The sequence below is a fragment of the Streptomyces sp. NBC_01463 genome, from assembly GCA_036227345.1.
Lineage (GTDB): Bacteria > Actinomycetota > Actinomycetes > Streptomycetales > Streptomycetaceae > Streptomyces.
The window spans coordinates 6,110,544-6,132,325 of the sequence record CP109468.1; the positions used below are offsets into that span (position 1 = coordinate 6,110,544).

General features: G+C 72.4%; 18 protein-coding genes. 9 read left to right on the plus strand and 9 right to left on the minus strand.

The window, feature by feature from the left end; all coding sequences use genetic code 11:
- Positions 1-1,215, minus strand: a complete 1,215-nt coding sequence (locus OG521_26980) for an FAD-dependent oxidoreductase (protein ID WUW24216.1) — start codon at positions 1,213-1,215, stop codon at positions 1-3.
- Between the two features lie 183 nt (positions 1,216-1,398).
- On the opposite strand from OG521_26980, the gene OG521_26985 reads away from it, so the two are divergent.
- On the plus strand, positions 1,399-2,187 hold the full coding sequence (locus OG521_26985; protein WUW24217.1) for a TSUP family transporter: 789 nt from the start codon (positions 1,399-1,401) through the stop codon (positions 2,185-2,187).
- A 15-nt stretch (positions 2,188-2,202) separates the two neighbouring features.
- On the opposite strand, the gene OG521_26990 is transcribed toward OG521_26985, so the two are convergent.
- The 4 genes from OG521_26990 to OG521_27005 form a co-directional block, all read right to left on the minus strand.
- Entirely contained in the window at positions 2,203-2,826 is a 624-nt protein-coding gene (locus OG521_26990; GenBank protein ID WUW24218.1) for a class F sortase, read from the minus strand.
- 118 nt (positions 2,827-2,944) lie between these two features.
- Positions 2,945-3,742, minus strand: a complete 798-nt coding sequence (locus OG521_26995; protein WUW26953.1) for a hypothetical protein — start codon at positions 3,740-3,742, stop codon at positions 2,945-2,947.
- A 382-nt stretch (positions 3,743-4,124) separates the two neighbouring features.
- Positions 4,125-4,583, minus strand: a complete 459-nt coding sequence (locus OG521_27000; GenBank protein ID WUW26809.1) for a DUF5990 family protein — start codon at positions 4,581-4,583, stop codon at positions 4,125-4,127.
- A 79-nt stretch (positions 4,584-4,662) separates the two neighbouring features.
- The gene (locus OG521_27005) at positions 4,663-5,463 is read right to left on the minus strand and encodes an aminotransferase class IV family protein (protein ID WUW24219.1); all 801 of its coding nucleotides are present in this window, start codon (positions 5,461-5,463) and stop codon (positions 4,663-4,665) included.
- 77 nt (positions 5,464-5,540) lie between these two features.
- On the opposite strand from OG521_27005, the gene OG521_27010 reads away from it, so the two are divergent.
- Together OG521_27010 and OG521_27015 are read left to right on the plus strand one after the other, a co-directional pair.
- Positions 5,541-6,164 (plus strand): NAD(P)H-dependent oxidoreductase, encoded by a 624-nt coding sequence (locus tag OG521_27010; GenBank protein ID WUW24220.1) that lies wholly within the window; start codon positions 5,541-5,543, stop codon positions 6,162-6,164.
- A gap of 65 nt (positions 6,165-6,229) precedes the next feature.
- On the plus strand, positions 6,230-6,568 hold the full coding sequence (locus tag OG521_27015) for a divalent-cation tolerance protein CutA (protein WUW24221.1): 339 nt from the start codon (positions 6,230-6,232) through the stop codon (positions 6,566-6,568).
- Here the strand turns inward: OG521_27015 and OG521_27020 are convergent.
- Both OG521_27020 and OG521_27025 read right to left on the minus strand, forming a co-directional pair.
- A complete protein-coding gene (locus OG521_27020) occupies positions 6,520-8,682 on the minus strand; it encodes a molybdopterin oxidoreductase family protein (GenBank protein ID WUW24222.1) in 2,163 nt (720 codons plus the stop codon). The genes OG521_27015 and OG521_27020 overlap by 49 nt on opposite strands.
- Positions 8,683-8,790: 108 nt before the next feature.
- Positions 8,791-9,522, minus strand: a complete 732-nt coding sequence (locus OG521_27025) for a YdcF family protein (protein ID WUW24223.1) — start codon at positions 9,520-9,522, stop codon at positions 8,791-8,793.
- Positions 9,523-9,636: 114 nt separating this feature from the next.
- Between OG521_27025 and OG521_27030 the strand changes: the two genes are divergently transcribed.
- The 6 genes from OG521_27030 to OG521_27055 all read left to right on the plus strand — a co-directional run bounded on the left by OG521_27030 (position 9,637) and on the right by OG521_27055 (position 18,013).
- A complete protein-coding gene (locus OG521_27030) occupies positions 9,637-10,452 on the plus strand; it encodes a Cof-type HAD-IIB family hydrolase (protein ID WUW26810.1) in 816 nt (271 codons plus the stop codon).
- A gap of 89 nt (positions 10,453-10,541) precedes the next feature.
- Positions 10,542-11,474 (plus strand): sirohydrochlorin chelatase, encoded by a 933-nt coding sequence (locus OG521_27035; GenBank protein WUW24224.1) that lies wholly within the window; start codon positions 10,542-10,544, stop codon positions 11,472-11,474.
- 36 nt (positions 11,475-11,510) lie between these two features.
- Positions 11,511-12,848 (plus strand): deoxyguanosinetriphosphate triphosphohydrolase, encoded by a 1,338-nt coding sequence (locus OG521_27040; GenBank protein ID WUW24225.1) that lies wholly within the window; start codon positions 11,511-11,513, stop codon positions 12,846-12,848.
- Between the two features lie 153 nt (positions 12,849-13,001).
- Entirely contained in the window at positions 13,002-14,261 is a 1,260-nt protein-coding gene (locus OG521_27045; protein WUW24226.1) for an FAD-dependent oxidoreductase, read from the plus strand.
- A gap of 527 nt (positions 14,262-14,788) precedes the next feature.
- Positions 14,789-16,690 carry a DNA primase gene (gene dnaG, locus OG521_27050; protein WUW24227.1) on the plus strand — a complete coding sequence of 634 codons (1,902 nt, stop codon included), beginning with the start codon at positions 14,789-14,791 and terminating at the stop codon, positions 16,688-16,690.
- 183 nt (positions 16,691-16,873) lie between these two features.
- A complete protein-coding gene (locus OG521_27055) occupies positions 16,874-18,013 on the plus strand; it encodes an RNA polymerase sigma factor (GenBank protein ID WUW26811.1) in 1,140 nt (379 codons plus the stop codon).
- 42 nt (positions 18,014-18,055) lie between these two features.
- Here the strand turns inward: OG521_27055 and OG521_27060 are convergent, their stop codons facing one another.
- Together OG521_27060 and OG521_27065 are read right to left on the minus strand one after the other, a co-directional pair.
- On the minus strand, positions 18,056-19,987 hold the full coding sequence (locus OG521_27060) for an ABC transporter ATP-binding protein/permease (GenBank protein WUW24228.1): 1,932 nt from the start codon (positions 19,985-19,987) through the stop codon (positions 18,056-18,058).
- On the minus strand, positions 19,987-21,720 hold the full coding sequence (locus tag OG521_27065) for an ABC transporter ATP-binding protein/permease (GenBank protein ID WUW24229.1): 1,734 nt from the start codon (positions 21,718-21,720) through the stop codon (positions 19,987-19,989). The genes OG521_27060 and OG521_27065 overlap by 1 nt, the downstream gene beginning before the upstream one ends.
- Between the last annotated feature and the right edge of the window lie 62 nt (positions 21,721-21,782).

The following is a 21,782-nucleotide window of genomic DNA, read 5'->3' on the forward strand; positions in this document are numbered from 1 at the left end:
TCAGAAGCCTCCGTCGTTGGTGAGCAGGTGGAGCAGGGACGTTTCGGCGGGGAGCGGTTCGTCGTCCTGCCAGGTGCGGGCCAGGGTGCCGACCGCGGCGAGATCGCCGAGCAGCACACCGCCCGCCAGCCGGTCGCCGCGGACGACGACCGTGCGGTACGCGCCCCGGGTGGCGTCCGCCAGCCGGATCACGTCGTCGCCGGGCAGCGGCCGGGAGTCGCCGAAGGCGGCGAGGTCGAGCGATCCGGTGCCGGGGTCGGCCGGCCCGTTCAGCGTCAGCCGGGTCAGGGCCCGGGTGCCGTCGTAGCGGGCGGGTCGCCCGGCCAGCACTTCGGCCAGCACATCGGCCTGCTCCAGCGCCGGGCCCGCGAGCCCGTACACGGTGGAGCGGTGCTCGGCGCAGTCCCCGACGGCGTGGATGTACGGATCGGAGGTGCGCAGCTCGTCGTCGACGACGACGCCCTTGCGGACCTCCAGACCGGCCGCCTGCGCGAGGCCCGTCCGGGGACGCACCCCGCAGGCCAGCACGGTGATCTCGGCCGCCAGCTCGTAGCCGTCGGCGAGCTCCACGGCCCGCACCGCGCCGTCCGCGCAGCGCAGCCCGCGCACCCGGCACTCGGTGTGCACCTCGACGCCGAGGGACTCCAGGTGCCGTCGCAGCAGTCCGGCCGACTCGGCGTCCAGCTGCCGTTCCATGAGGTGCTCGCCCTGCTGGGCCAGCACCACCTGGGCGCCGCACTCGGCCAGTGCCCGGGCCGCCGAGACACCGAGGAGACCGCCGCCGATGACGACCGCGCTCACCCCCGGACGCACCGAGGCGCGCAGCGCCAGGCAGTCGTCCAGGGTGCGAAAGGCGTGCACCCCGTCCGGCATGGTGTTCCCGAGCCCGCGCAGCGGCGGGAGCACCGGGTTGGAACCGGTCGCGAGCACCAGCCGGCCGTAGTGCACGACGCTTCCGTCGTCGCAGTGCACCAGCCGGTCGGCCCGGTCGATCCGCACCACCCGCACCCCGCGCCTGACCTCGGCCGGGGGAAGCGCGATGACGTCCGCCGGATACCGCCCGGCCAGCACCTCGGCCAGCAGCACCCGGTTGTAGGGGGCGTGCGACTCCTCGCCGATGACGGTGACATCGGGCACCCGGGCGGCGAGCCGTGCGCCCGCCATCCCGGCACCGATCACCACCACCCGCGCCGTGTTCTCCGTCCGTGTCCTCATGACAGGAAGCGTGACCGGAGGGTGTTACCCGTCCGGATCCCCTCTGTTTCCCGGGAGGAACCTTGCGCTCAGCGCCCGCGCAAGGCGCCTGTGAGGGCGGGACGACGGCGGCAAGCTCAGGGTTGGCTCACGAATCCGGCAGCGGTTGGACGCGACACGAGCCGTTTCCTTAGGGTCGGGATCATGCCTGACATCACTCTGACCACCCTGGTCGTACTGTGCCTCGCCGCGGCCGCGGCCGGCTGGATCGACGCCGTGGTCGGAGGTGGCGGCCTCCTCCTGCTGCCCGCGCTGCTGCTCGGCCTGCCGCACCTCCCGGCCGCCCAGATCCTCGGCACCAACAAGGCGGTCGCCATCGTCGGCACCTCGGGCGCCGCCGTCACCTATGCGCGCAAGGCCCCGGTGAAGGTCGGCACGGCGATACGGATCGGGCTCGCCGCCCTGGCCGGATCGATGACCGGCGCGTTCTTCGCCGCCGGGATCAGCAGCGAGGTGCTGCGCCCGGTGATCATGGTGGTGCTGGTGGCCGTCGCCGCGTTCGTGATGCTGCGGCCCCAGTTCGGCCGGTCCGCCGCGGACGGCACGGCGCCCGGGGTCACCCGGGCCCGTACCGTCACCGCGATCGTCCTGGTGGGCGGCGGCATCGGCCTGTACGACGGACTGTTCGGACCGGGCACCGGCACCTTCCTCGTGCTGGCGCTCACCGCGGTGCTCCACCTCGACCTGGTGACGGCCTCCGCCACCGCCAAGATCGTCAACGTCTGCACCAACGGCGGCGCCCTGGCGATGTTCGCCTACCAGGGCAACGTGCTGTGGCAGCTGGCCGCGCTGATGGCGGTGTTCAACCTGGCGGGCGGCCTGTTCGGGGCGAGGATGGCGCTGCGCAAGGGCAGCGAGTTCGTCCGCGGGGTGCTGCTGGTGGTCGTCTTCTCCCTGGTCGCGAAGCTCGCCTTCGACCAGTGGCACGCCTGAGCGTCGCAGGGTCCCTCAGCGCACGCCGGTGAGGTGGGCGTACGCCACCACGTTGCCCTCGTACCCCGTCGACTCGGAGAATCCGCCGCCGCAGGTGATCAGCCGCAGCGAGGCGTGCTCCGAGGCCCCGTACACCCGCTGGTCGGGGAAGTCCTCGCTGTCGTAGACCTCGATCGCGTCGAGCGAGAAGACGGCGGTGCGGCCGTCCTGTCGCAGGACCTCGACCGTGCTGCCCTTCTTCATGGACCCCAGGTCGTAGAAGACCGACGGGCCCTGGGCGTTGTCCACATGACCGGCCACGATCGCCGTGCCCCTGGCGCCGGGCGGGGTGCCGTCCTTGTACCAGCCGACGATGTCGGTGTTCCCGGCCGGCGGTACGTCGAGGCTGCCGTCCGCCCCGAGCCCCAGCCGCATCATCGGGGCGTCCACCCGGATGCTGGGAATCCTGATGTGCACGGGCGCCGATGGCCGCAGCGGCTCGGCGACCGGGGAGCCGGACAGCAGTCCGGGCCCGGCGGCGAAGGCGTCGGCGGAGGACGGGGCCGGCGGGGTCAGCCGGGTGTCGGCGCCGTTCCGGACCAGCCAGAGACCGGCCAGCGCCGCGACGACGAGCAGCCAGCCCTTGGCCTTCTGGGACACGGTCGTCCTCCGGGTGACGGGGGCCGGACGGACCGGCCCCGGACGAGAACGGTCCCGTCCCGGTGGCGCGGGGCCACCGGGACGGAAACCAGGCGGTACGGAGAGATGGAAGTCTCCGTCAGCTGTCGTCCTGCGTGCCGCTCGCCCGGCGACGCAGGAGCCAGGCTCCGCCGACGGCGGTCGCGGCGAGAACGCCGGCTCCCGCCGCGATCTGGGTGGTGTCCGGTCCGACGCTGCCGCCGACACCGGTCTTCACGTGCCCCGTGGGTGCGGCCGAGGTGCGGTGGCCGGAGGGGGTCTCGTAGCCGTCGGGCGGGCTGGTGCGCCCGGGCGCGCTCGGCCGCTCCGAGGGGCGCGGCGGCTTGCTGCGGGCGGAGTCGTCCGCGAGGGAGGGCGCGTCCGGCACGAGAGCCGCACCGGACGCCTCGGCCTCGTCGAGCCCGGTGGAGTCGTACTCCTCGGTGTCGTACAGGTCCGACGGCAGACCGGCACCGGCCGGGGAGTCCTCGTCCGAGGACCCGGGAGCGCTGTCCGCGCCCGTGGTGCCCGCGGCCCTCACCTCGATCTCACCGGTGGCCTGCTTGCCGTTCTCGCAGGCCACGTCGATGCTGTACGGGCCCGGCTCGACATTGCCCGGCACCTTGAACGAACCGGCCAGGACCTCCTTGAGCGTGGCCGGGGCCAGCGCGAACTCGGAGGCGTCCAGGGCGCTCGCGTCACCGGTGGCGCCGGTGTCGCCGCCGCAGGCGGTGGTGTTCACGGTGACCGTCGCGCCCGGGGCGGCGCTCGCGGGAGTGATCTCCAGTGGCGCCGCTTCGTCCCCGTACGCGGACGGGGCGGCGGCACTGAGGCCGAACGCGGCAGCGGCGAGGGCCGCGGCGGCGGTGCCGGTCACGAGGCGAGCAGGACTGCGCATGGGGGTTCCTCCGAGCGGGGATGGCGCCGGGCTGGTGTGTCCTGGTTCCGAGCTAACGGCCGCCCCGCCACCCATGCCTGCTGACACCAAGTCAGCTTTCACCCGATCGGACCGGCGCCGCCTCCTTGCCACACCGCATGTGCGCAGGTCACGGCGGCGGTGACGGGGGAGGGGGGCCGTCCTTCGGTGTCCGGTGCCGATCGGGTGACGACCGCCGCGGGAAAAGTGGTGCACGTCACACGCATGACCCGCGCATCGCCGGGCACATGAAGCACACCCCCCACGGGACGGTGCGCACAGCCGCCCCCGGCCACCGCCTTCACCGGACCCGCCCCCCCTGGGTCCGGTGAAGGCGGTTCGTCCTGTGCCGGAGGGCGTCCCCTCAGGCCGGAGCGGCGGACCAGCTGATGACGGGCGGCCTGACCCGGCCGCAGAGCGGCAGGCCCCTGTCGTCCGAGAGCGGCAGCCGGGCGGTGAGGTGCCCCGAGTGCACGGCCCGCTCCAGAACGGCTTCCTCGATGTCGGCGAACATCAGCTTGGCCCGCCGGAACATGGAGAACAGCCCGTCCGCGTCGACCGTGCCCCACGACAGGTACACGAATCTCCCGCCGAGCCGGTTCTGTACGTACGGCCCGCTCACCTCGACGCCGTCCGCCCCCGCGACGGCGGTGCACTCCAGGGTCCAGCGGACGGTGACGGAGTCGCCGGGGCGCAGATCGAGAAGTTCGCCGGGCCGGTCCTTGCGCTGCACGCCCACGTGGATGTTCTCGCGGCCCGCGAAGTCGCCGCCGGGAGCGCAGGCGAGCCCGGGCAGTTGTGCCCCCTCGATGTGGATCTGCATGCGCGAGCGCGGCCCTTCGCTGGAGTTCTGCATGGGTCCATGGTCCACCCCCGCGGCGGCCCGCCGGGTGTCCGGGCGGTCAGACGGTGTCCCAGGGGGCGGCCTCGTACGCGGCGCCGAGCCGCTTCATCAGCTCCTCGTCGACCGTGAACACCGTGTCGTCGATCCGGGCGACCGGTGCCATGCCCTGCGAGTTGGTGACGAACGCCGAGCGGTAGGCCGCCAGTCCGTCCTTCGTCACCGGCCGGCGCAGCGAGCGCACGCCCGTGCCCGGCAGCTCCCGCTCCAGCAGCGCCATGGTGATGCCCAGCAGTGCGGGGGCCTGCGGCCAGATCACCGAAGTGCCGTCCCAGAAACCGATGTTGGTGATGGAGCCCTCGGTCACCGCACCGTCCGGCAGGGTCAGCAGCGCATCGTCGAAACCCGCCCGGCGGGCGAGATCCCCGTAGTACATCTGCCCGAAGTCCCCGGGGCGCTTGAGGTGCGGCGCGGTGCGCGCGTACGGGACGGACATCAGACTCCGCGGCTCGGACGTCATCCGGGCCGGCTCGCGCACCGTGACCATCACGGTCGTCCCGGTGGCGCCCGGCGGCCTCGTCCCGACCACCCGCACCGAGGCGTCCGCCACCCCCGCGCCCCGCAGCGCGTGCCGGACGAGCTCACGCACCGGGCCGCCGTCCAGGGGGAGTTCGAAGAGCTCCCGGTTCGCGGAGCCGAGCCGCTCCAGATGCAGGTCCAGGCCGCGCACCCGGCCGTCCCTGATCTGCATCGCCGTGAAATGGCCGTAGGGGAAGAGGGCGGCCGTCCGCAGATCGTCCTCGGTGGCCGGACGCCCGTCGAACTCGGCGTACGGGAACGCCGCCGCTGCTGGATTCGTCATGCCGTCCACCGTATGCCGACCCGCGCGCGAGGCGGGCCGCTTGACCTCAAGCGCGGTTGATGTACGAGCCTCTTGCCATGGACCTCACCACTGCCGCAACCACGGCCACCGCTCTGTCCGCGACCGCCCCGCTGAAGGTCGCGGTCATCCTCGCCAGCAACCGCGAGGGCCGGTTCGCGCCCGTCGTCGCCGACTGGTTCCGCTCCCGCACCGACGAGCGTCCCGACATCGCGACCGACCTGGTCGACGTCGCCGCGCTCGAACTCCCGACCGCGCTCTCCTACCGGCCCGGCCCCGAGGACCAGGCCCTGCTGGCGGAGGTCTCGGGACGGCTGGCGGACGCCGACGCCTTCGTCGTCATCACCCCGGAGTACAACCACTCCTACCCGGCCCCGCTCAAGAACCTCATCGACTGGCACCGCGCCGAATGGCAGGCCAAGCCCGTCGCCTTCGTCTCCTACGGCGGGGTCTCCGGAGGGCTGCGCGCGGTCGAGCACCTGCGGCAGGTCTTCGCCGAACTGCACACCGTCTCGATCCGCGACACCGTCTCCTTCCACAACGCCGGCGCCCTCTTCGACGACGAGGGCCGGCACAAGGACCCGGCGGGCCCCGACGCCGCGGCGAAGACGCTCCTCGACCAGCTGGTCTGGTGGGGCCGGGCACTGCGGGACGCGAAGGCGGTCCATCCGTACGGCGGCTGACTGCGCATCGGGACGCTCTGCCCGACAATCGGGGCAGAGCCCCGACGACCGCGAGGAGACCGACGGTGACACCGCCCGCATGGCTGACCGTGCTGACCACGACGGACAGCGAGGAGAAGGCCCAGCTGCTGGCGCAGGGCGCGGTGGAGGCGAGGCTCGCCGCCTGCGTGCAGATCTCCGCACCCGTCACCTCGGTCTACCGGTGGCAGAACGCCATCGAGACCACCGAGGAGTGGCAGCTCTTCCTCAAGACGACGGCCGAGCGGTACGAGGAGCTGGAGGCCTACCTCCAGGAGACGCACGACTACGACACCCCGGAGATCATCGCCCTGCCGGTGGTCCGGGGCAGCGCCCGCTACCTCGGCTGGGTCTCGGCGGAGACGGCCCCGGTCACCTCGCTCTGAGCGGTGACGGGGGCGGTGACGGGGGCGGTGGCCAGAGCCTCCAGCCGCACCGCGCACACCTTGAACTCCGGCATCCGCGACACCGGGTCGAGCGCCGGATTGGTCAGGGTGTTGGCCCTGCCCTCACCCGCCCAGTGGAACGGCATGAACACGGTGTCCTGCCGGATCGTCCCGGTGATCCGCGCGGGCGCCACCGCCCGGCCCCGGCGTGAGGTGACCGCGACCGGATCGCCCTCGGCCACCCCGATCCGCTCCGCGAGCCGCGGATGGAGCTCCACGAAGGGGCCCGGGGCCGCGGCGTTCAGCTCCGCCACCCGGCGGGTCTGCGCCCCCGACTGGTACTGGGCGACGACCCGGCCCGTGGTCAGCACCACCGGGTACTCCGCGTCCGTCTCCTCCGCGGCCGGCCGGTGCGTCACGGGAACGAACCGGGCCCGCCCGTCGTCCGTCGCGAACCGGTCGAGGAACAGCCGCGGCGTACCGGCGTGCGCGGTGTCCGGGCACGGCCAGAACACCCCGTCCTCGGCCGCGATCCGCTCGTACGTGATGCCCGCGTAGTCCGCGGGGCCGCCCGCCGAGGCCCGCCGCAGCTCGTCGAAGACCTCCTCCGGGGCGGCCGGGAAACCCTTCCCGTGGCCGAGGAGGGCGGCCAGCCCGTTCAGCACCTCCAGATCACTGCGCACGCCGTCGGGCGCCTCGACCGCGCGCCGGCGCAGCAGCACCCTGCCCTCCAGACTGGTGGTCGTCCCGGTCTCCTCGGCCCACTGCGTCACCGGCAGCACCACATCGGCCAGGGCGGCCGTCTCCGACAGCACCACATCGGCGACCGCGAGGAAGTCCAGCGACCGCAGCCGCTCCTCCACATGCCCCGCGTGCGGCGCCGACACCACCGGGTTCGACCCCATCACCAGCAGCGCCCGCACATCGGTGCCCAGTGCGTCCAGCAGCTCGTAGGCGCTGCGCCCCGGCCCCGGCAGCGAGTCGGGGTCGACTCCCCACACCCCGGCGACATGGCGGCGCGCCGCCGGATCGGTGAGCTTGCGGTAGCCGGGCAGCTGATCGGCCTTCTGGCCGTGCTCGCGGCCGCCCTGGCCGTTGCCCTGCCCGGTCAGACAGCCGTAGCCGGACAGCGGACGGCCCGCGCGCCCGGTGGCCAGCGCGAAGTTGATCCAGGCGCCGACCGTGTCCGTGCCCTTCGCCTGCTGCTCGGGTCCGCGCGCGGTCAGCACCATGCCGCTCGGCGCGTCACAGAACAGCTCCACGGCCGTCCGCAGCTGCGGCACCGGAACCCCCGTCAGCCGCTCCACCAGCTCCGGCCAGTGGGCCATCACCCCGGCCCGCGCCTCGTCCCAGCCGCTGGTGCGCTCCCGGACGAACTCCTCGTCCACCCGCCCCTGCGCCACCACCAGGTGCAGCATGCCGAGCGCCAGCGCCAGATCGGTGCCGGGCCTGGGCGCCAGATGGAGGTCCGCCTGCTCGGCGGTCCGGGTGCGGCGCGGGTCGATGACGATCAGCCGGCCGCCGTTCTCGCGCAGCTCGGTCAGATAGCGCAGCGCGGGCGGCATCGTCTCCGCGAGGTTGGAACCCACCAGGATCACGCACCCGGTGCGCGGGATGTCCTCCAGCGGGAACGGCAGCCCGCGGTCGAGCCCGAAGGCCCGCTGGTGCGCGGCGGCCGCCGACGACATGCAGAACCGTCCGTTGTAGTCGATCTGCGAGGTGCCGAGCACCACCCGGGCGAACTTCCCGAGTGCGTACGCCTTCTCGTTGGTCAGCCCGCCGCCGCCGAACACCCCGACCGCGTCGGCCCCGTGCCGTGCGCGCGTCCCCCGCATCCCGTCGGCGATCCGGGCCAGCGCCTCGTCCCACCCGGCCGGCTCCAGCCGCCCGCTCACCGCATCGCGTACCAGCGGCCCGGTCAGCCGTACGGCCGAGGAGAGCACGGCGGGCGCCGACCGGCCCTTGCCGCAGAGCGCGCCCCGGTTCACCGGGAAGGAGGTGCGCTCCTCCACCTCGACGACCGCGTCACCGGCGGCCGGGCGCAGGTTCATGCCGCACTGCAGCGCGCAGTACGGGCAGTGGGTCGCGGTGGCGGCGGCCGGGGTGCTGGTCATGCCCCCAGCCTGCGAGCCGGGTGTTACACGGACGCCCGCTCCCGGTTACACCGCCGGTACGCGCACCTCAGCCCGCCCGGCACCCGGCGGTGAGGTGCGGCCGCACGGTCACCGGGCGGCCTCGGCGAGGGCCCGCGTCACGCCCGTCTCCCGCGGCCCCAGGAAGTGCGGGTCCGGGGTGAACAGGGCGTCCAGGGCCGCCTTCCCCGCCGCGAACACCTCCCGGGTGCCGCCGTAGTACCAGGTCACATCGTGTACGGCGTCGACCCCGACGCCGTACGCGTCGATGCCCGCCGCCCGGCACAGCGCGATCGCGCGCCGGATGTGGAAGCCCTGGCTCACCAGCACCGCCCGGTCCACCCCGAAGATCTTCCTGGCCCGCACGCACGAGTCCCAGGTGTCGAAGCCGGCGAAGTCGCTGACGATCCTGGTGTCCGGCACGCCGTGCGCGACGAGGAAGGTGCGCATCGCGTCCGGCTCGTCGTACTCCTTCCGGCTGTTGTCACCGGTCACCAGCACGACCTTCACCTTCCCGTCCCGGTAGAGCCCGGCCGCGGTCCGCAGCCGGTTCGCGAGGTACGGGGACGGCTTCCCGTCCCACAGCCCCGCCCCGAACACCACCGCGACCTGCTGCGCGGGCACGTCCGCCGCGGTCCTGACCCGGGCGTCCGCGACCGTGTGCATCCAGGTGGCCGGAGCCAGCGCCAGCACACAGGCGGCCATCACGCCCTGCACGGCCCGCCGCCGCCCCCGCCGGGTCCGCGGCAGCCGCGGCCGCAACCGGGCGGCCTTCCGCAGCCGCGCCAGCACCGCCCCTCCGCTCCGTGGCCTCAGCCGCATCGGAGCCCCCATCCCTTTTGTCGTGTCGTACCGTCCCCCTCGCTTGACGAGCAGACGGCCGAAACGGTTCTCCGCCAGGGCTGTCGGTAGCATCGGCCGATGTTGCTTCCCCGGCTGATCGCGTCCGATCTGGACGGCACCCTGCTCCGTAACGACGGCACCCTCTCGCCGCGCACCCTGAGAGCCCTGCGCACGGCGGAGGACGCCGGCGCGGAGATCGTCATCGTCACCGCGAGGCCGCCCCGCTTCGTCGACCGGCTCGCCGAGGCCACCGGCCTGCTGGGCACCGCGGTGTGCAGCAACGGCGCCCTCGTCTACGACATCGCGACCCGCACCGTCGTCTCCTCCCGCGTCCTGCCCCTCACCACCGCCCAGCGGGTCGCCACCGCAATCGCCGCCGTGATCCCCGGGATCGGCTTCGCCCTGGAGACCGGCAACCAGGTGCTGTACGAACCCGCCTACCGGCTGCGCATGTCCGAGGACGTCGGCGCCGAACTCCCCGTCCCCTCCCTCGCCGACCTGTGGCTGACCGAGGCCCCCGTCACCAAGCTGCTCGCCTGGTCGGACCGGCTCGACGCCGACACCCTGCTGGCCGCCGTCCGGCAGGGCGCGGGCGACGAGGTGCAGCTCACCCACTCGGGCGGGCGCGGCCTGCTGGAGATCAGCGCGCCGGGCGTCACCAAGGCCGGCACCCTGGCAGCGCTCTGCGCCGGGCGGGGCATCGAAGCCGGCGAGGTCATCGCCTTCGGCGACATGCCCAACGACCTCACCGTCCTCGCCTGGGCCGGAACCGGCTACGCCATGGCCAACGCCCACCCGGCCGTGCTCGCCGCCGTGCCGGTGCACACCGCCACCAACGAGGAGGACGGGGTCGCCGACGTCATCGAGCGGCTCTTCGCCTCGCGGGTACGGCCCGAACCCGCGACCTGACAGCGGCCAGGAGCCGCCGGTGAGGCGGCGGAAAACGCCCGTGACCGGCGCGCAACGAGGCGGCAACCTGCACCCGGCACCATCGGTCCATGACGGAGTCGGCACCGGAAAACCCCCAGGAGTCCCCGCCTCTCGACAGCACGGCGCAAATGTTGACCCGCATCACCGCACAGCTCGGCACCCAGCTCAGCCTCGTCTCCCTGAACGGAACCCGACGGCCCATGCACCGCACCCGGCAGCAGCCCCCGCACCGCAACGTGAGCCCGCTGACCCCCGCCGCCCCCGCCCTCGTCGCCGTCGCGCACGGCAGCCGGGACCCGCGGGCGCTGCACACGGTGACGGAACTCCTGGACCGGGTACGGGAGCTGCGGCCGGGGCTCGACGTCCGGCTCGGCCACATCGAGCTCAACGAACCCCTCCTCCCGCAGACCCTGCACACCCTGGGCAGCGGCGAGGCGGTCCTCGTGCCGCTGCTGCTCGGCCGCGGCTACCACGTGAAGCAGGACATCCCGGAGGCCGTCGCCGGCGCACCCGCCCTGCGCACCCGCACCGCGGGCCCCCTCGGACCGCACCCGCTGCTGGTCGAGGCGCTACACGGCCGGCTCGCCGAGGCGGGCTGGCGCCCCTCGGACGACGGGAGCCGCGACAGCGCCGTGGTGCTGGCCGCCGCCGGATCGCGGGACCCCGAATCGGCCGCCGGCACGCGCCGCACGGCGCAGCTGCTCAGCGAGCGGCTCGGCGGGGTGCCCGTCGTGCCCGCGTACGCCTCCGCGGCGACACCGACCGTCCCGGCCGCCCTGCGCGCCCTGGCCGCCCGAGGCCGCCGACGGGTCGCCGTCGCCTCGTACTTCACCGCCCCCGGACGCTTCGCGTCCGCCGCGGCAGGGGCCGCCCCCTGGATCGCCGCCGCCCCGCTCGGCGCCCACCCGGCGATGGCACGACTGCTCCTGCACCGCTACGACCAGGCACGGGCGGCCGCACACGAAAGCCTGATGAACACACGATTCCTGGCCTCTGCCTGAGCCTTCCTGTCGGCGCGGCCGATTACTGTCGACCCCATGGACGGCATCGACGGCTTCGACGGCACGGACAGTACGTACGGCACGCAGGACCCCGGCACGGCTCCCTACGGTGCCGCCGACGCCGAGCGCTGGGACACCGAACCGGACAAACGGCCGGGACGCACCGCCTTCCAGCGCGACCGCGCCCGGGTGCTGCACTCCGCCGCGCTGCGCAGACTCGCCGGGAAGACCCAGGTCGTCACCCCCGGCACCCGCAGTCACGCCTGGGACGCCAGCCCGCGGACCCGGCTCACGCACTCGCTGGAGTGCGCCCAGGTCGGCCGGGAACTCGGCGCCGCGCTCGGCTGCGACCCCGACCTGGTCGAGACGGCCTGCCTCTCCCACGACATGGGCCACCCGCCCTTCGGGCACAACGGCGAACAGGCGCTCAACGACTTCGCCTCCGACTGCGGCGGATTCGAGGGCAACGCCCAGTCGCTGCGGCTGCTGACCCGGCTCGAACCCAAGCGCTTCGTCCCCGACACCCGCACCGGTGAGCCGGCCAGCGTCGGACTCAACCTCACCCGCGCCGCGCTCGACGCCGCCACGAAGTACCCCTGGCCCCGGGGCGCCCACCCCACCGACCCCGGCTCACCGAAGTTCGGGGTGTACGAGGACGACCTGCCGGTCTTCCACTGGTTCCGCAAGGGCGCCCCGCAGGACCGCAAGTGCTTCGAGGCCCAGGTGATGGACTGGTCCGACGACGTGGCGTACTCGGTGCACGACTTCGAGGACGGGCTGCACGCCGGCCACATCGACCCCAACTGCCTCGACGCCGAACCGGAGCGCCAGGAGATCTGGGCCGTCGCCATCGGACGGTACGTCCCGGCGGACACCGATCCGCAGGAACTGTCCGACGCCCTGGACCGCCTGATCGGCCAGGACTGGTGGCCGCACGGCTACGACGGATCGGCCGTCGCCCAGGCCCGGCTCAAGGACGCGACCAGCCAGCTGATCGGCCGCTTCTGCCTCGCCGCCGAGAGCGCGACCCGGCAGGCTCACGGCACCGGGCGCCTGGGCAGATACGCGGCCGAGCTCGTCGTCCCCCGCGAGGCCCGCCACGAATGCGCGGTCCTCAAGGCGGTCGCCGACCGGTACGTCATGCAGCGCGCCGAACAGGAGGCGATCCGCGCCGACCAGCGCATCATCATCGCCGAACTGGCCGCCGCCCTGACCGCCCGGGCACCGGAGGGACTGGAGCCCCAGCTGCGCGCGCTCTACGAGGCGGCCCCCGACGACCGGGCCCGCAAGCGGGTCCTGGTCGACCAGATCGCCGCCCTGACCGACGCCTCGGCCCGTACCCTGCACCTCTCGCTCACCGCTCCGCGCGGCTGAGGGCACCCCTGCTCCAGGTGTGCGGGCCCCGGCCGGCACACCGGCCCATGATCACGGGGCGTGACCTGATCGGGTCACACCCCCTTTCGCCATCACGCTGCGTGCGGGACGCTCGCAGTTGGCGCCGTGCAGCAAGCACCGAGGAGGCATCAAGTGGTCGACGCACATCGGACGTTCGTCATTGTCGGCGGAGGACTGGCCGGAGCGAAGGCAGCGGAGACGCTCCGGTCGGAGGGGTTCAGCGGCCGGGTCATCCTGATCGGCGACGAACGCGACCACCCGTACGAACGTCCACCGCTGTCCAAGGGATACCTGGCCGGGAAGGAGGACCGCGACAGCGTCTTCGTCCACGAGACCGCCTGGTACGCGGGGGCCGACGTCGAACTCCACCTCGGCCAGCCCGTCACCGCACTGAACCGTGAGGCCCGCTCCGTGGAGCTCGGCGACGGCACGGTCATCCACTACGACAAGCTGCTGCTGGCGACCGGCGCCGAACCGCGCCGCCTCGACATCCCCGGCACCGGCCTGGCGGGCGTCCACCATCTGCGCCGCCTGGCCCACGCCGACCGGCTGCGCAACGTCCTCGCCGCGCTCGGCCGCGACAACGGCCACCTGGTGATCGCCGGGGCCGGCTGGATCGGCCTGGAGGTCGCGGCGGCGGCCCGCGGCTACGGCGCCGAGGTCACCGTCGTCGAACCGGAGGCCACCCCGCTGCTCCGCGTCATCGGCCCCGAGCTCGGACAGATCTTCACCGACCTGCACAGCGACCACGGCGTCCGCTTCCACTTCGGCGGCCGGCTCACCGAGATCGTCGGCCAGGACGGCATGGTCCTCGCGGTCCGCACCGACGACGGCGAGGAGCACCCCGCCCACGACGTCCTCGCCGCGATCGGCGCCGCCCCGCGGGCCGCCCTCGCCGAGGCCGCCGGGCTGGAGACCGTCCCGCGCGCCCAGGGCGGCGGCATCGCCGTGGACGCCTCGCTGCGCACCAGCGACCCGCACGTCTTCGCCGCCGGTGACGTGGCCAACGTGGCCCACCCGCTGCTCGGCACCCGGCTGCGGGTGGAGCACTGGGCCAACGCGCTGAACAGCGGACCGGCGGCGGCCCGCGCCATGCTCGGCCAGGAGGTCTCCTACGACCGGGTGCCGTACTTCTTCTCCGACCAGTACGACCTCGGCCTCGAGTACTCGGGCTGGGCGCCGCCCGGCAGCTACGACCAGGTCGTGATCCGCGGCGACGCGGGCAAGCGCGAGTTCATCGCGTTCTGGCTGAAGGACCGCAAGGTGCTCGCCGGGATGAACGTGAACGTGTGGGACGTCACGGAAACCGTGCAGGAACTGATCCGGGCCGCCCAGCCGGTAGACCCGGACGCCCTCGCCGACCCGTCCGTCCCCCTGGAGTCCCTGATCTGAACGGTGCCGGTCCGTGGCTGGGGGTTCCGTCCTCAAACGCCGGACGGGCTTTTGTGCGGGTCCCCCGCGGGGCGCGAATGTCCGGTGGGTGGGGGTGGGGGCCCTCCGGGGCGTCTCCTCAAAAACTGGCGTGGCAACCGGAGACGTAGCGGGGGCCGGGTATTACGCCATTTTTCTGCGGGGACGCCCCTGCACGCCCCCACCCACTCTCACGTGCGTCTGAACACCGGCGAAACGACTGCCGCAGACGCGGGACGGCCGGGTCCGGGGCCGTGCAGGGGAGTCCCCGCAGGACGACGAACGGATTCCGGGCTCCCGCTGCGTGGGACTGGAAACGTTCGTCGTCTGAGGAGACGCCCCGGAGGGGCACCGGACCCCCACCCACCGGGCAGGCGCCCCCGGGTCGCGGGGAACCCGCACCAACAAGCCCGTCCGGCGATTGAGGATGGAACCCCGCACCACAGCACCCCGCACCCCGCACCCCGCACCCGGCGTCGGTTGTCGTAGCTCACCCGTAGACTTCACGCGTGGCAGGCAGGATCAATGACGACGACGTGAAGGCGGTCCGGGACGCGGTCCCGATCGACGCCGTCGTTTCCGAGTACCTCCAGCTGCGCAACGCGGGCGGCGGAAACCTCAAGGGCCTCTGCCCCTTCCACGACGAGAAGTCCCCCTCCTTCCAGGTCAGCCCGAGCAAGGGCCTCTTCCACTGCTTCGGCTGCCAGGAGGGCGGCGACACGATCGCCTTCGTGCAGAAGATCGATCACCTGACGTTCGCCGAGGTCGTGGAGCGGCTCGCCGCCAAGGCCGGCATCACCCTGCGGTACGAGGAGGGCGGGTACAACCCGTCCCACCAGCGCGGTGAGCGGATCAGGCTGGTCGAGGCGCACAAGGCGGCCGCCCAGTTCTACGTCGAACAGCTCGACGGCCCCGAGGCCGAGATCGGCCGTAAGTTCCTCGCCGAGCGCGGCTTCGACCAGGCGGCGGCCGCCCACTTCGGGGTGGGCTACAGCCCGGCCGGCTGGGACCACCTGACCCGCTATCTGCGCGGCAAGGGCTTCAGCGACAAGGAGCTGATCGGCTCCGGCCTCTCCCAGGACGGCAGGCGCGGCCCCATCGACCGCTTCCGCGGCCGGCTGATGTGGCCGATCAGCGACACCTCGGGCGACATCGTCGGCTTCGGCGCCCGCAAGCTGCGCGACGACGACAACGGTCCGAAGTACCTCAACACCCCCGAGACCGCGATCTACAAGAAGTCCCAGGTGCTGTACGGCATCGACCTGGCCAAGAAGGACATCGCGAAGTCCAGCCGGGCCGTCGTCGTCGAGGGCTACACGGACGTGATGGCCTGCCATCTCGCCGGGATCACCACCGCCATCGCCACCTGCGGCACGGCGTTCGGCGGCGACCACATCAAGATCCTGCGCCGCCTCCTGATGGACAACGGCAGCGCCCGGGTGATCTTCACCTTCGACGGTGACGCGGCCGGCCAGAAGGCCGCCCTGCGCGCCTTCGAGGACGACCAGAAGTTCGCCGCCGAGACCTACATCGCGATCGCCCCGGACAACATGGACCCGTGCGATCTGCGTCTCGCCAAGGGCGACCAGGCCGTCTGCGACCTGGTCGAACCCCGCACCCCGCTCTTCGAGTTCGCGCTCCGCCAGATCGTCGCGCGCTACGACCTGGAGACCCCGGCCGGCCGCGCCGCCGCGCTCGACGAGGCCGCCCCGGTCGTGGCCAAGATCAAGACGGGCAGCGTGCAGCGGGAGGTCGCCGTCCAGCTCGCCGGCTTCGTCGGCATCCTGGACCAGGAGTACGTCGTGCACCGGGTCAACCAGCTCGCCCAGTGGGCCCGCGGCCGGGGCGAGAGGGGACCCGCACCGGGCGCCCGCGGCGGCTCCCGGCCCCAGGAGGTCCAGGCGCCCGTTGCCCCCTCGGGCCCCGCGCTCAACCTCCGCAGCCCCGCCCACCGCACCGAGCGCGAGCTCCTGAAGCTCGCCCTGCAGAAGCCCGCCCTGGTCTCCCCGGCCTTCGACGCCTACGGGGTCGACGAGTTCACCGCTCCGCCGTACGCCGCGGTCCGCCAGTGCATCGCGGAGGCGGGCGGCGCGGAGCTGGGCGTCCCCGAGACCCGCGAGTACCTCGTCCAGGTGCTCGACGCGACCCCCAACGACACCGTGCGCAAGCTGGTCACGGAGCTCGCGGTCGAGGTCTTCCGGGGCAAGTCCATCGACGAGGCGTACGCGGGCGAGCAGCTCGTCCACGTCCGCCTGCGCGCCGTGGACCGCCGGATCAACGAGGTCCAGGGCAGCCTGGCCCGGCTCGGCAGCAATGTCGCCCCGGACCACCTGGCCGCCGCGCAGAACGAGGTCTGGGTCCTCCAGCAGTACGCCCAGTCCCTGCGCAACAACGGCGCCGACGCGCTCTGACGCCGCCGCGGCGTCCTCCGCTCCGGTAACCGCCCGGTCACGGAACGAACTCAGAAAGTCCCCGCACGCCCCTCGTGGCGGCTGTGTGTCGTACCCCACACTGGGTGGCGGTGCCTGAGTCATCGGAGCGCGGCCCGTCCACCGAACGGTGGTCCTCCATCCCCGCTCTCCGGCAGCGATCACCTGGAGGTCGCCCCCGTGCAGACCCGGACCGTGACCGAAACCGAGCGTGTCTCGGCAATCCCCGCGCAATCCCGGGCCGTGCGTCATCCGGAGGCCGCGGCGGACCCGGTGACACCCCTGCCCGCCCGGCAGGAACCAGCCGAAGCGCCACCGGACCCGCCCGAGGCCGTCATGGAGGAACAGGAGCTCCCCGAACCCCCGGAGCCGCGCAGCCGTCCGGAGACCGGCGGACCGTCGTCCGACCTGTTCCGCCAGTACCTGCGCGAGATCGGCCGCATTCCGCTGCTCACCGCAGCCGACGAGGTGGAGCTCGCCCGCCGGGTCGAGGCCGGCCTGTTCGCGGAGGAGCGCCTGGCCCGCACCCCGGACCCGGACACCCGCCTCGCCGTCGACCTGGACCGCCTCGTCGTCATGGGGCGGATGGCCAAACGCCGCCTCATCGAGGCCAACCTGCGCCTCGTCGTCTCCGTGGCCAAGCGTTACGTCGGGCGCGGACTGACGATGCTGGACCTGGTCCAGGAGGGAAACCTCGGACTGATCCGGGCGGTCGAGAAGTTCGACTACGCCCGCGGCTACAAGTTCTCGACGTACGCGACGTGGTGGATCCGGCAGGCCATGTCCCGTGCCCTCGCCGACCAGGCGCGGACCATCCGGGTCCCGGTCCACGTCGTCGAACTGATCAACCGCGTCGTCCGGGTCCAGCGCCGGATGCTCCAGGAGCGCGGCTACGAGCCGACGCCCGAGGAGGTCGCCGCCCAGCTCGACCTGACACCGGAGCGGGTCGGCGAGGTGCTGCGCCTGGCCCAGGAACCGGTGTCCCTGCACGCCCCGGTGGGCGAGGAGGACGACGTCTCGCTGGGCGACCTGATCGAGGACGGGGACGCCGCGTCCCCGGTCGAGTCGGCGGCCTTCCTGCTGCTGCGCGAACACCTGGAGGCGGTGCTCTCCACGCTCAACGAGCGCGAGCGCAAGGTGGTCCAGCTGCGGTACGGGCTGGTCGACGGGCGGCCGCGCACGCTGGAGGAGATAGGGCGGATCTTCGGGGTGACCCGTGAGCGCATCCGCCAGATCGAGTCCAAGACCCTCGGCAAGCTCCGGGACCACGCCTTCGCCGACCAGCTCCGCGGCTACCTGGACTGACGCGCACGCGCGCGGGTCCGGGCAGCCGCGGATGAGGTGGGGCTAGTCGACCTCGGCGACGGCCTGCGCGAACTGGGCCGCGTACAGCCGGGCGTACGCGCCGTGGGCCTTCAGCAGCTCGTCGTGCGTGCCCTGCTCGACGATCGACCCGTTCTCCATCACCAGGATGACGTCGGCGTCCCGGATGGTGGAGAGCCGGTGCGCGATGACGAAGCTCGTCCGGCCGTGCGCGAGGCGCGCCATCGCCTTCTGGATCAGCACCTCGGTCCGGGTGTCGACCGAGCTGGTCGCCTCGTCGAGCACGAGTATCACCGGGTCGGACAGGAATGCCCGCGCGATGGTGATCAGCTGCTTCTCGCCCGCGCTGACGCCGGAGCCCTCGTCGTCGATCCGGGTGTCGTAGCCGTCGGGCAGGGTGCGGATGAAGCGGTCGGCGTGGGCCGCCCGCGCCGCCTCCTCGATCTGCTCGCGGGTGACGTCGCCCGACGCGCCGTACGCGATGTTCTCCGCGATGGTCCCGCCGAACAGCCAGGTGTCCTGGAGGACCATGCCGATCCCCGAGCGCAGGTCGTCGCGCGACATCTTCGCGATGTCGGTCCCGTCGAGCGCGATCCGGCCCCCGGTGACCTCGTAGAAGCGCATCAGCAGGTTGACCAGCGTCGTCTTGCCCGCGCCGGTCGGGCCGACGATCGCGACCGTGTGGCCCGGTTCGACACTCAGCGACAGGTCCTCGATGAGCGGCTTCTCCGGGGCGTAGCGGAACGACACGTGCTCCAGCGAGACGCTGCCGCGCAGCTCGCCGGGGTACTCGGCCTCGGCCTTCGAGGGGTCGGCGTCCTGCTCCTCGGCGTCCAGCAGCTCGAAGATCCGCTCGGCGGACGCCACCCCGGACTGCACCAGGTTCGCCATCGAGGCGACCTGGGTCAGCGGCATGGAGAACTGCCGGGAGTACTGGATGAAGGCCTGCACATCACCGATCGACAGGGCGCCGGAGGCGACCCGCAGCCCGCCGACGACGGCGATCAGCACATAGTTCAGGTTCGACACGAACATCATCAGCGGCTGCATGATCCCGCTGTTGAACTGCGCCTTGAACCCGGCCTCGTACAGCGCGTCGTTCTGCTCGGCGAAGTCCCGCGCGGACTCCTCCTGCCGGCCGAAGACCTTCACCAGGGTGTGCCCGGTGTACATCTCCTCGATGTGGGCGTTGAGCTTGCCCGTCACCTTCCACTGCTGGACGAACTGCGGCTGCGAGCGCTTGCCGACCTTCGTGGCCACGACCACCGAGAGCGGCACGGTGACCAGAGCGACCAGCGCCAGCAGCGGCGAGATCCAGAACATCATCACCAGCACGCCGACGATGGTGAGCAGCGAGTTGATGAGCTGGCCCATCGTCTGCTGCATCGTCTGCGAGATGTTGTCTATGTCGTTGGTCGCCCGGCTCAGCACCTCGCCGCGCTTGGCCCGGTCGAAGTACGACAGGGGCAGCCGCGACAGTTTCGTCTGGATGTCCTCGCGCATCTGGAAGACGACGCGGTTGATCACCCGGATCGACAGCCGCGTCGACACCAGCATCAGGAGCCCGGCACCGACGTAGACGGCCAGTGCCATCAGCAGCACCCGGCCGATCGCGTCGAAGTCCATGCCCTGCCCCGGGGTGAAGTCCACCTTGGAGAGCATGTCGGCCAGGCCGCTGTTGGACTTGTGCAGGCCCGCGATGGCCTGCTCCTTGCTCGTCCCCACCGGCATCTGCCGTCCGACGACGCCTGCGAACACCAGGTCGGTCGCCTTGCCGAGGATCTTCGGGCCGACCACCGAGAGCGCCACGCTCAGCGAGACGGCCGCCAGCATCACGTACAGCGTGGCCTTCTCCGCCGCGAAGCGCTTCAGCAGCCGCTTCGAGGAGCCCTTGAAGTCCATGGACCGCTCGGTCGGCGCCCCGCCCGCCATCATGCGTCCGCCAGGCCCGGCCATTACGCGGCCTCCGCTTCCGTCAGCTGGGAGAGCACGATCTCCCGGTATGTTTCATTGCCGTCCATCAGCTCGTGGTGGCTGCCGGAGCCGACGACGCGGCCCTCGTCCAGCACCAGGATCCGGTCGGCGTCGCGGATGGTGGACACCCGCTGGGCGACGATCACCACCGTCGCGCCGGACGTCTCCCGCAGCAGCGCCGCGCGCAGCGCCGCGTCCGTGGCGTAGTCCAGCGCCGAGAAGGAGTCGTCGAACAGATAGATCTCCGGGCGCTGCACCAGCGTCCGGGCGATCGAGAGCCGCTGCCGCTGCCCGCCGGAGACATTGGTGCCACCCTGCGCGATGGGTGCGTCGAGCCCGTGCTCCAGACCCTCGACGAACTCCTTGGCCTGCGCGATGTCCAGCGCGTGCCACAGCTCCTCGTCGGTCGCGTCCGGGTTCCCGTACCGCAGGTTCGTCGCGACCGTCCCGGAGAAGAGGTACGGCTTCTGCGGGACCAGACTCACGGTCTTCGCCAGCAGCACCGGATCCAGCGTGCGTACGTCCGTCCCGTCGACCAGCACCTGGCCGTCCGTCACATCGAACAGCCGGGGTACGAGACCGAGCAGCGTCGACTTCCCGCTGCCCGTCGACCCGATGATCGCGGTCGTCTCGCCGGCCCGGGCCACCAGGTCCACCGAGCGCAGCACCGGCTCCTCGGCGCCGGGGTAGCGGAAGTCCGCGCCGCGCACCTCCAGATGGCCGTGGGTGGTCAGCTCCCGCACCGGCTTCACCGGCGGCACCACGCTGGAGTCGGTCTCCAGGACCTCCTGGATGCGCTCCGCGCAGACCTCGGCGCGCGGCACCATCATGAACATGAAGGTGGCCATCATCACCGACATGACGATCTGCATCAGATAGGAGAGGAACGCCGTCAGCGCGCCGATCTCCATCCCGCCGCTCTCGATGCGGTGCGCGCCGAACCAGACGACGGCGATCGACGACACGTTCACGACCGTCATCACGGTCGGGAACATCAGTGCCATCAGCCGGCCCGTGGACAGCGCCACGTCCGTCAGTTCGGTGTTGGCGCCCCGGAAGCGCTCCTCCTCGTAGCCGTCGCGGACGAAGGCGCGGATGACCCGGTTGCCGGTGATCTGCTCGCGCAGCACCCGGTTCACCGTGTCGAGCCGCTCCTGCATGGTCCGGAACAGCGGGCGCATCCTGCGCACGATGAGACTCACCGCGATGCCGAGGACCGGCACCACCGCGAGCAGCACCGCGGAGAGCGGGACGTCCTGGCCGAGCGCCATGATGATGCCGCCGACGCACATGATCGGCGCCGACACCATCAGGGTGAACGTCATCAGGGCCAGCATCTGGACCTGCTGGACGTCATTGGTCGTACGGGTGATCAGCGAGGGAGCGCCGAACCGGCCGACCTCGCGCGAGGAGAACGACTGCACCCGGTCGAAGACCGACGCGCGGACGTCACGGCCGAGCGCGGACGCGGTGCGGGCGCCGATGTAGACGGCCCCGATGTTGCAGACCACCTGGGCGATGCTGACGACGATCATCACGCCGCCGTACTGGAGGATGTAGCTGGTGTCCCCCTGGACGACACCGTTGTCAATGATGTCGGCGTTCAGGGTGGGCAGATAGAGCGTGGCGCAGGTCTGCAGCAGCTGGAAGACGACCAGCAGCGCGATCGGCTTCTTGTACGGGCCGAGATAGGCCCGCAGGAGTTTTATGAGCACGCGTGTCTCTCGGAGTCGGCGAGGTCGGGAGTCGACCCATTTTCGGGCACCGCCGACCGGGA

Coding starts and splice junctions, on each gene's coding strand:
- OG521_26980 (WUW24216.1), bottom strand. CDS start 1,215: ATGAGGACACGGACGGAGAACACGGCGCGGGTGGTGGTGATCGGTGCC.
- OG521_26985 (WUW24217.1), top strand. CDS start 1,399: ATGCCTGACATCACTCTGACCACCCTGGTCGTACTGTGCCTCGCCGCG.
- OG521_26995 (WUW26953.1), bottom strand. CDS start 3,742: ATGCGCAGTCCTGCTCGCCTCGTGACCGGCACCGCCGCCGCGGCCCTC.
- OG521_27000 (WUW26809.1), bottom strand. CDS start 4,583: ATGCAGATCCACATCGAGGGGGCACAACTGCCCGGGCTCGCCTGCGCT.
- OG521_27005 (WUW24219.1), bottom strand. CDS start 5,463: ATGACGAATCCAGCAGCGGCGGCGTTCCCGTACGCCGAGTTCGACGGG.
- OG521_27010 (WUW24220.1), top strand. CDS start 5,541: ATGGACCTCACCACTGCCGCAACCACGGCCACCGCTCTGTCCGCGACC.
- OG521_27020 (WUW24222.1), bottom strand. CDS start 8,682: ATGACCAGCACCCCGGCCGCCGCCACCGCGACCCACTGCCCGTACTGC.
- OG521_27025 (WUW24223.1), bottom strand. CDS start 9,522: ATGCGGCTGAGGCCACGGAGCGGAGGGGCGGTGCTGGCGCGGCTGCGG.
- OG521_27035 (WUW24224.1), top strand. CDS start 10,542: ATGACGGAGTCGGCACCGGAAAACCCCCAGGAGTCCCCGCCTCTCGAC.
- OG521_27040 (WUW24225.1), top strand. CDS start 11,511: ATGGACGGCATCGACGGCTTCGACGGCACGGACAGTACGTACGGCACG.
- OG521_27060 (WUW24228.1), bottom strand. CDS start 19,987: ATGGCCGGGCCTGGCGGACGCATGATGGCGGGCGGGGCGCCGACCGAG.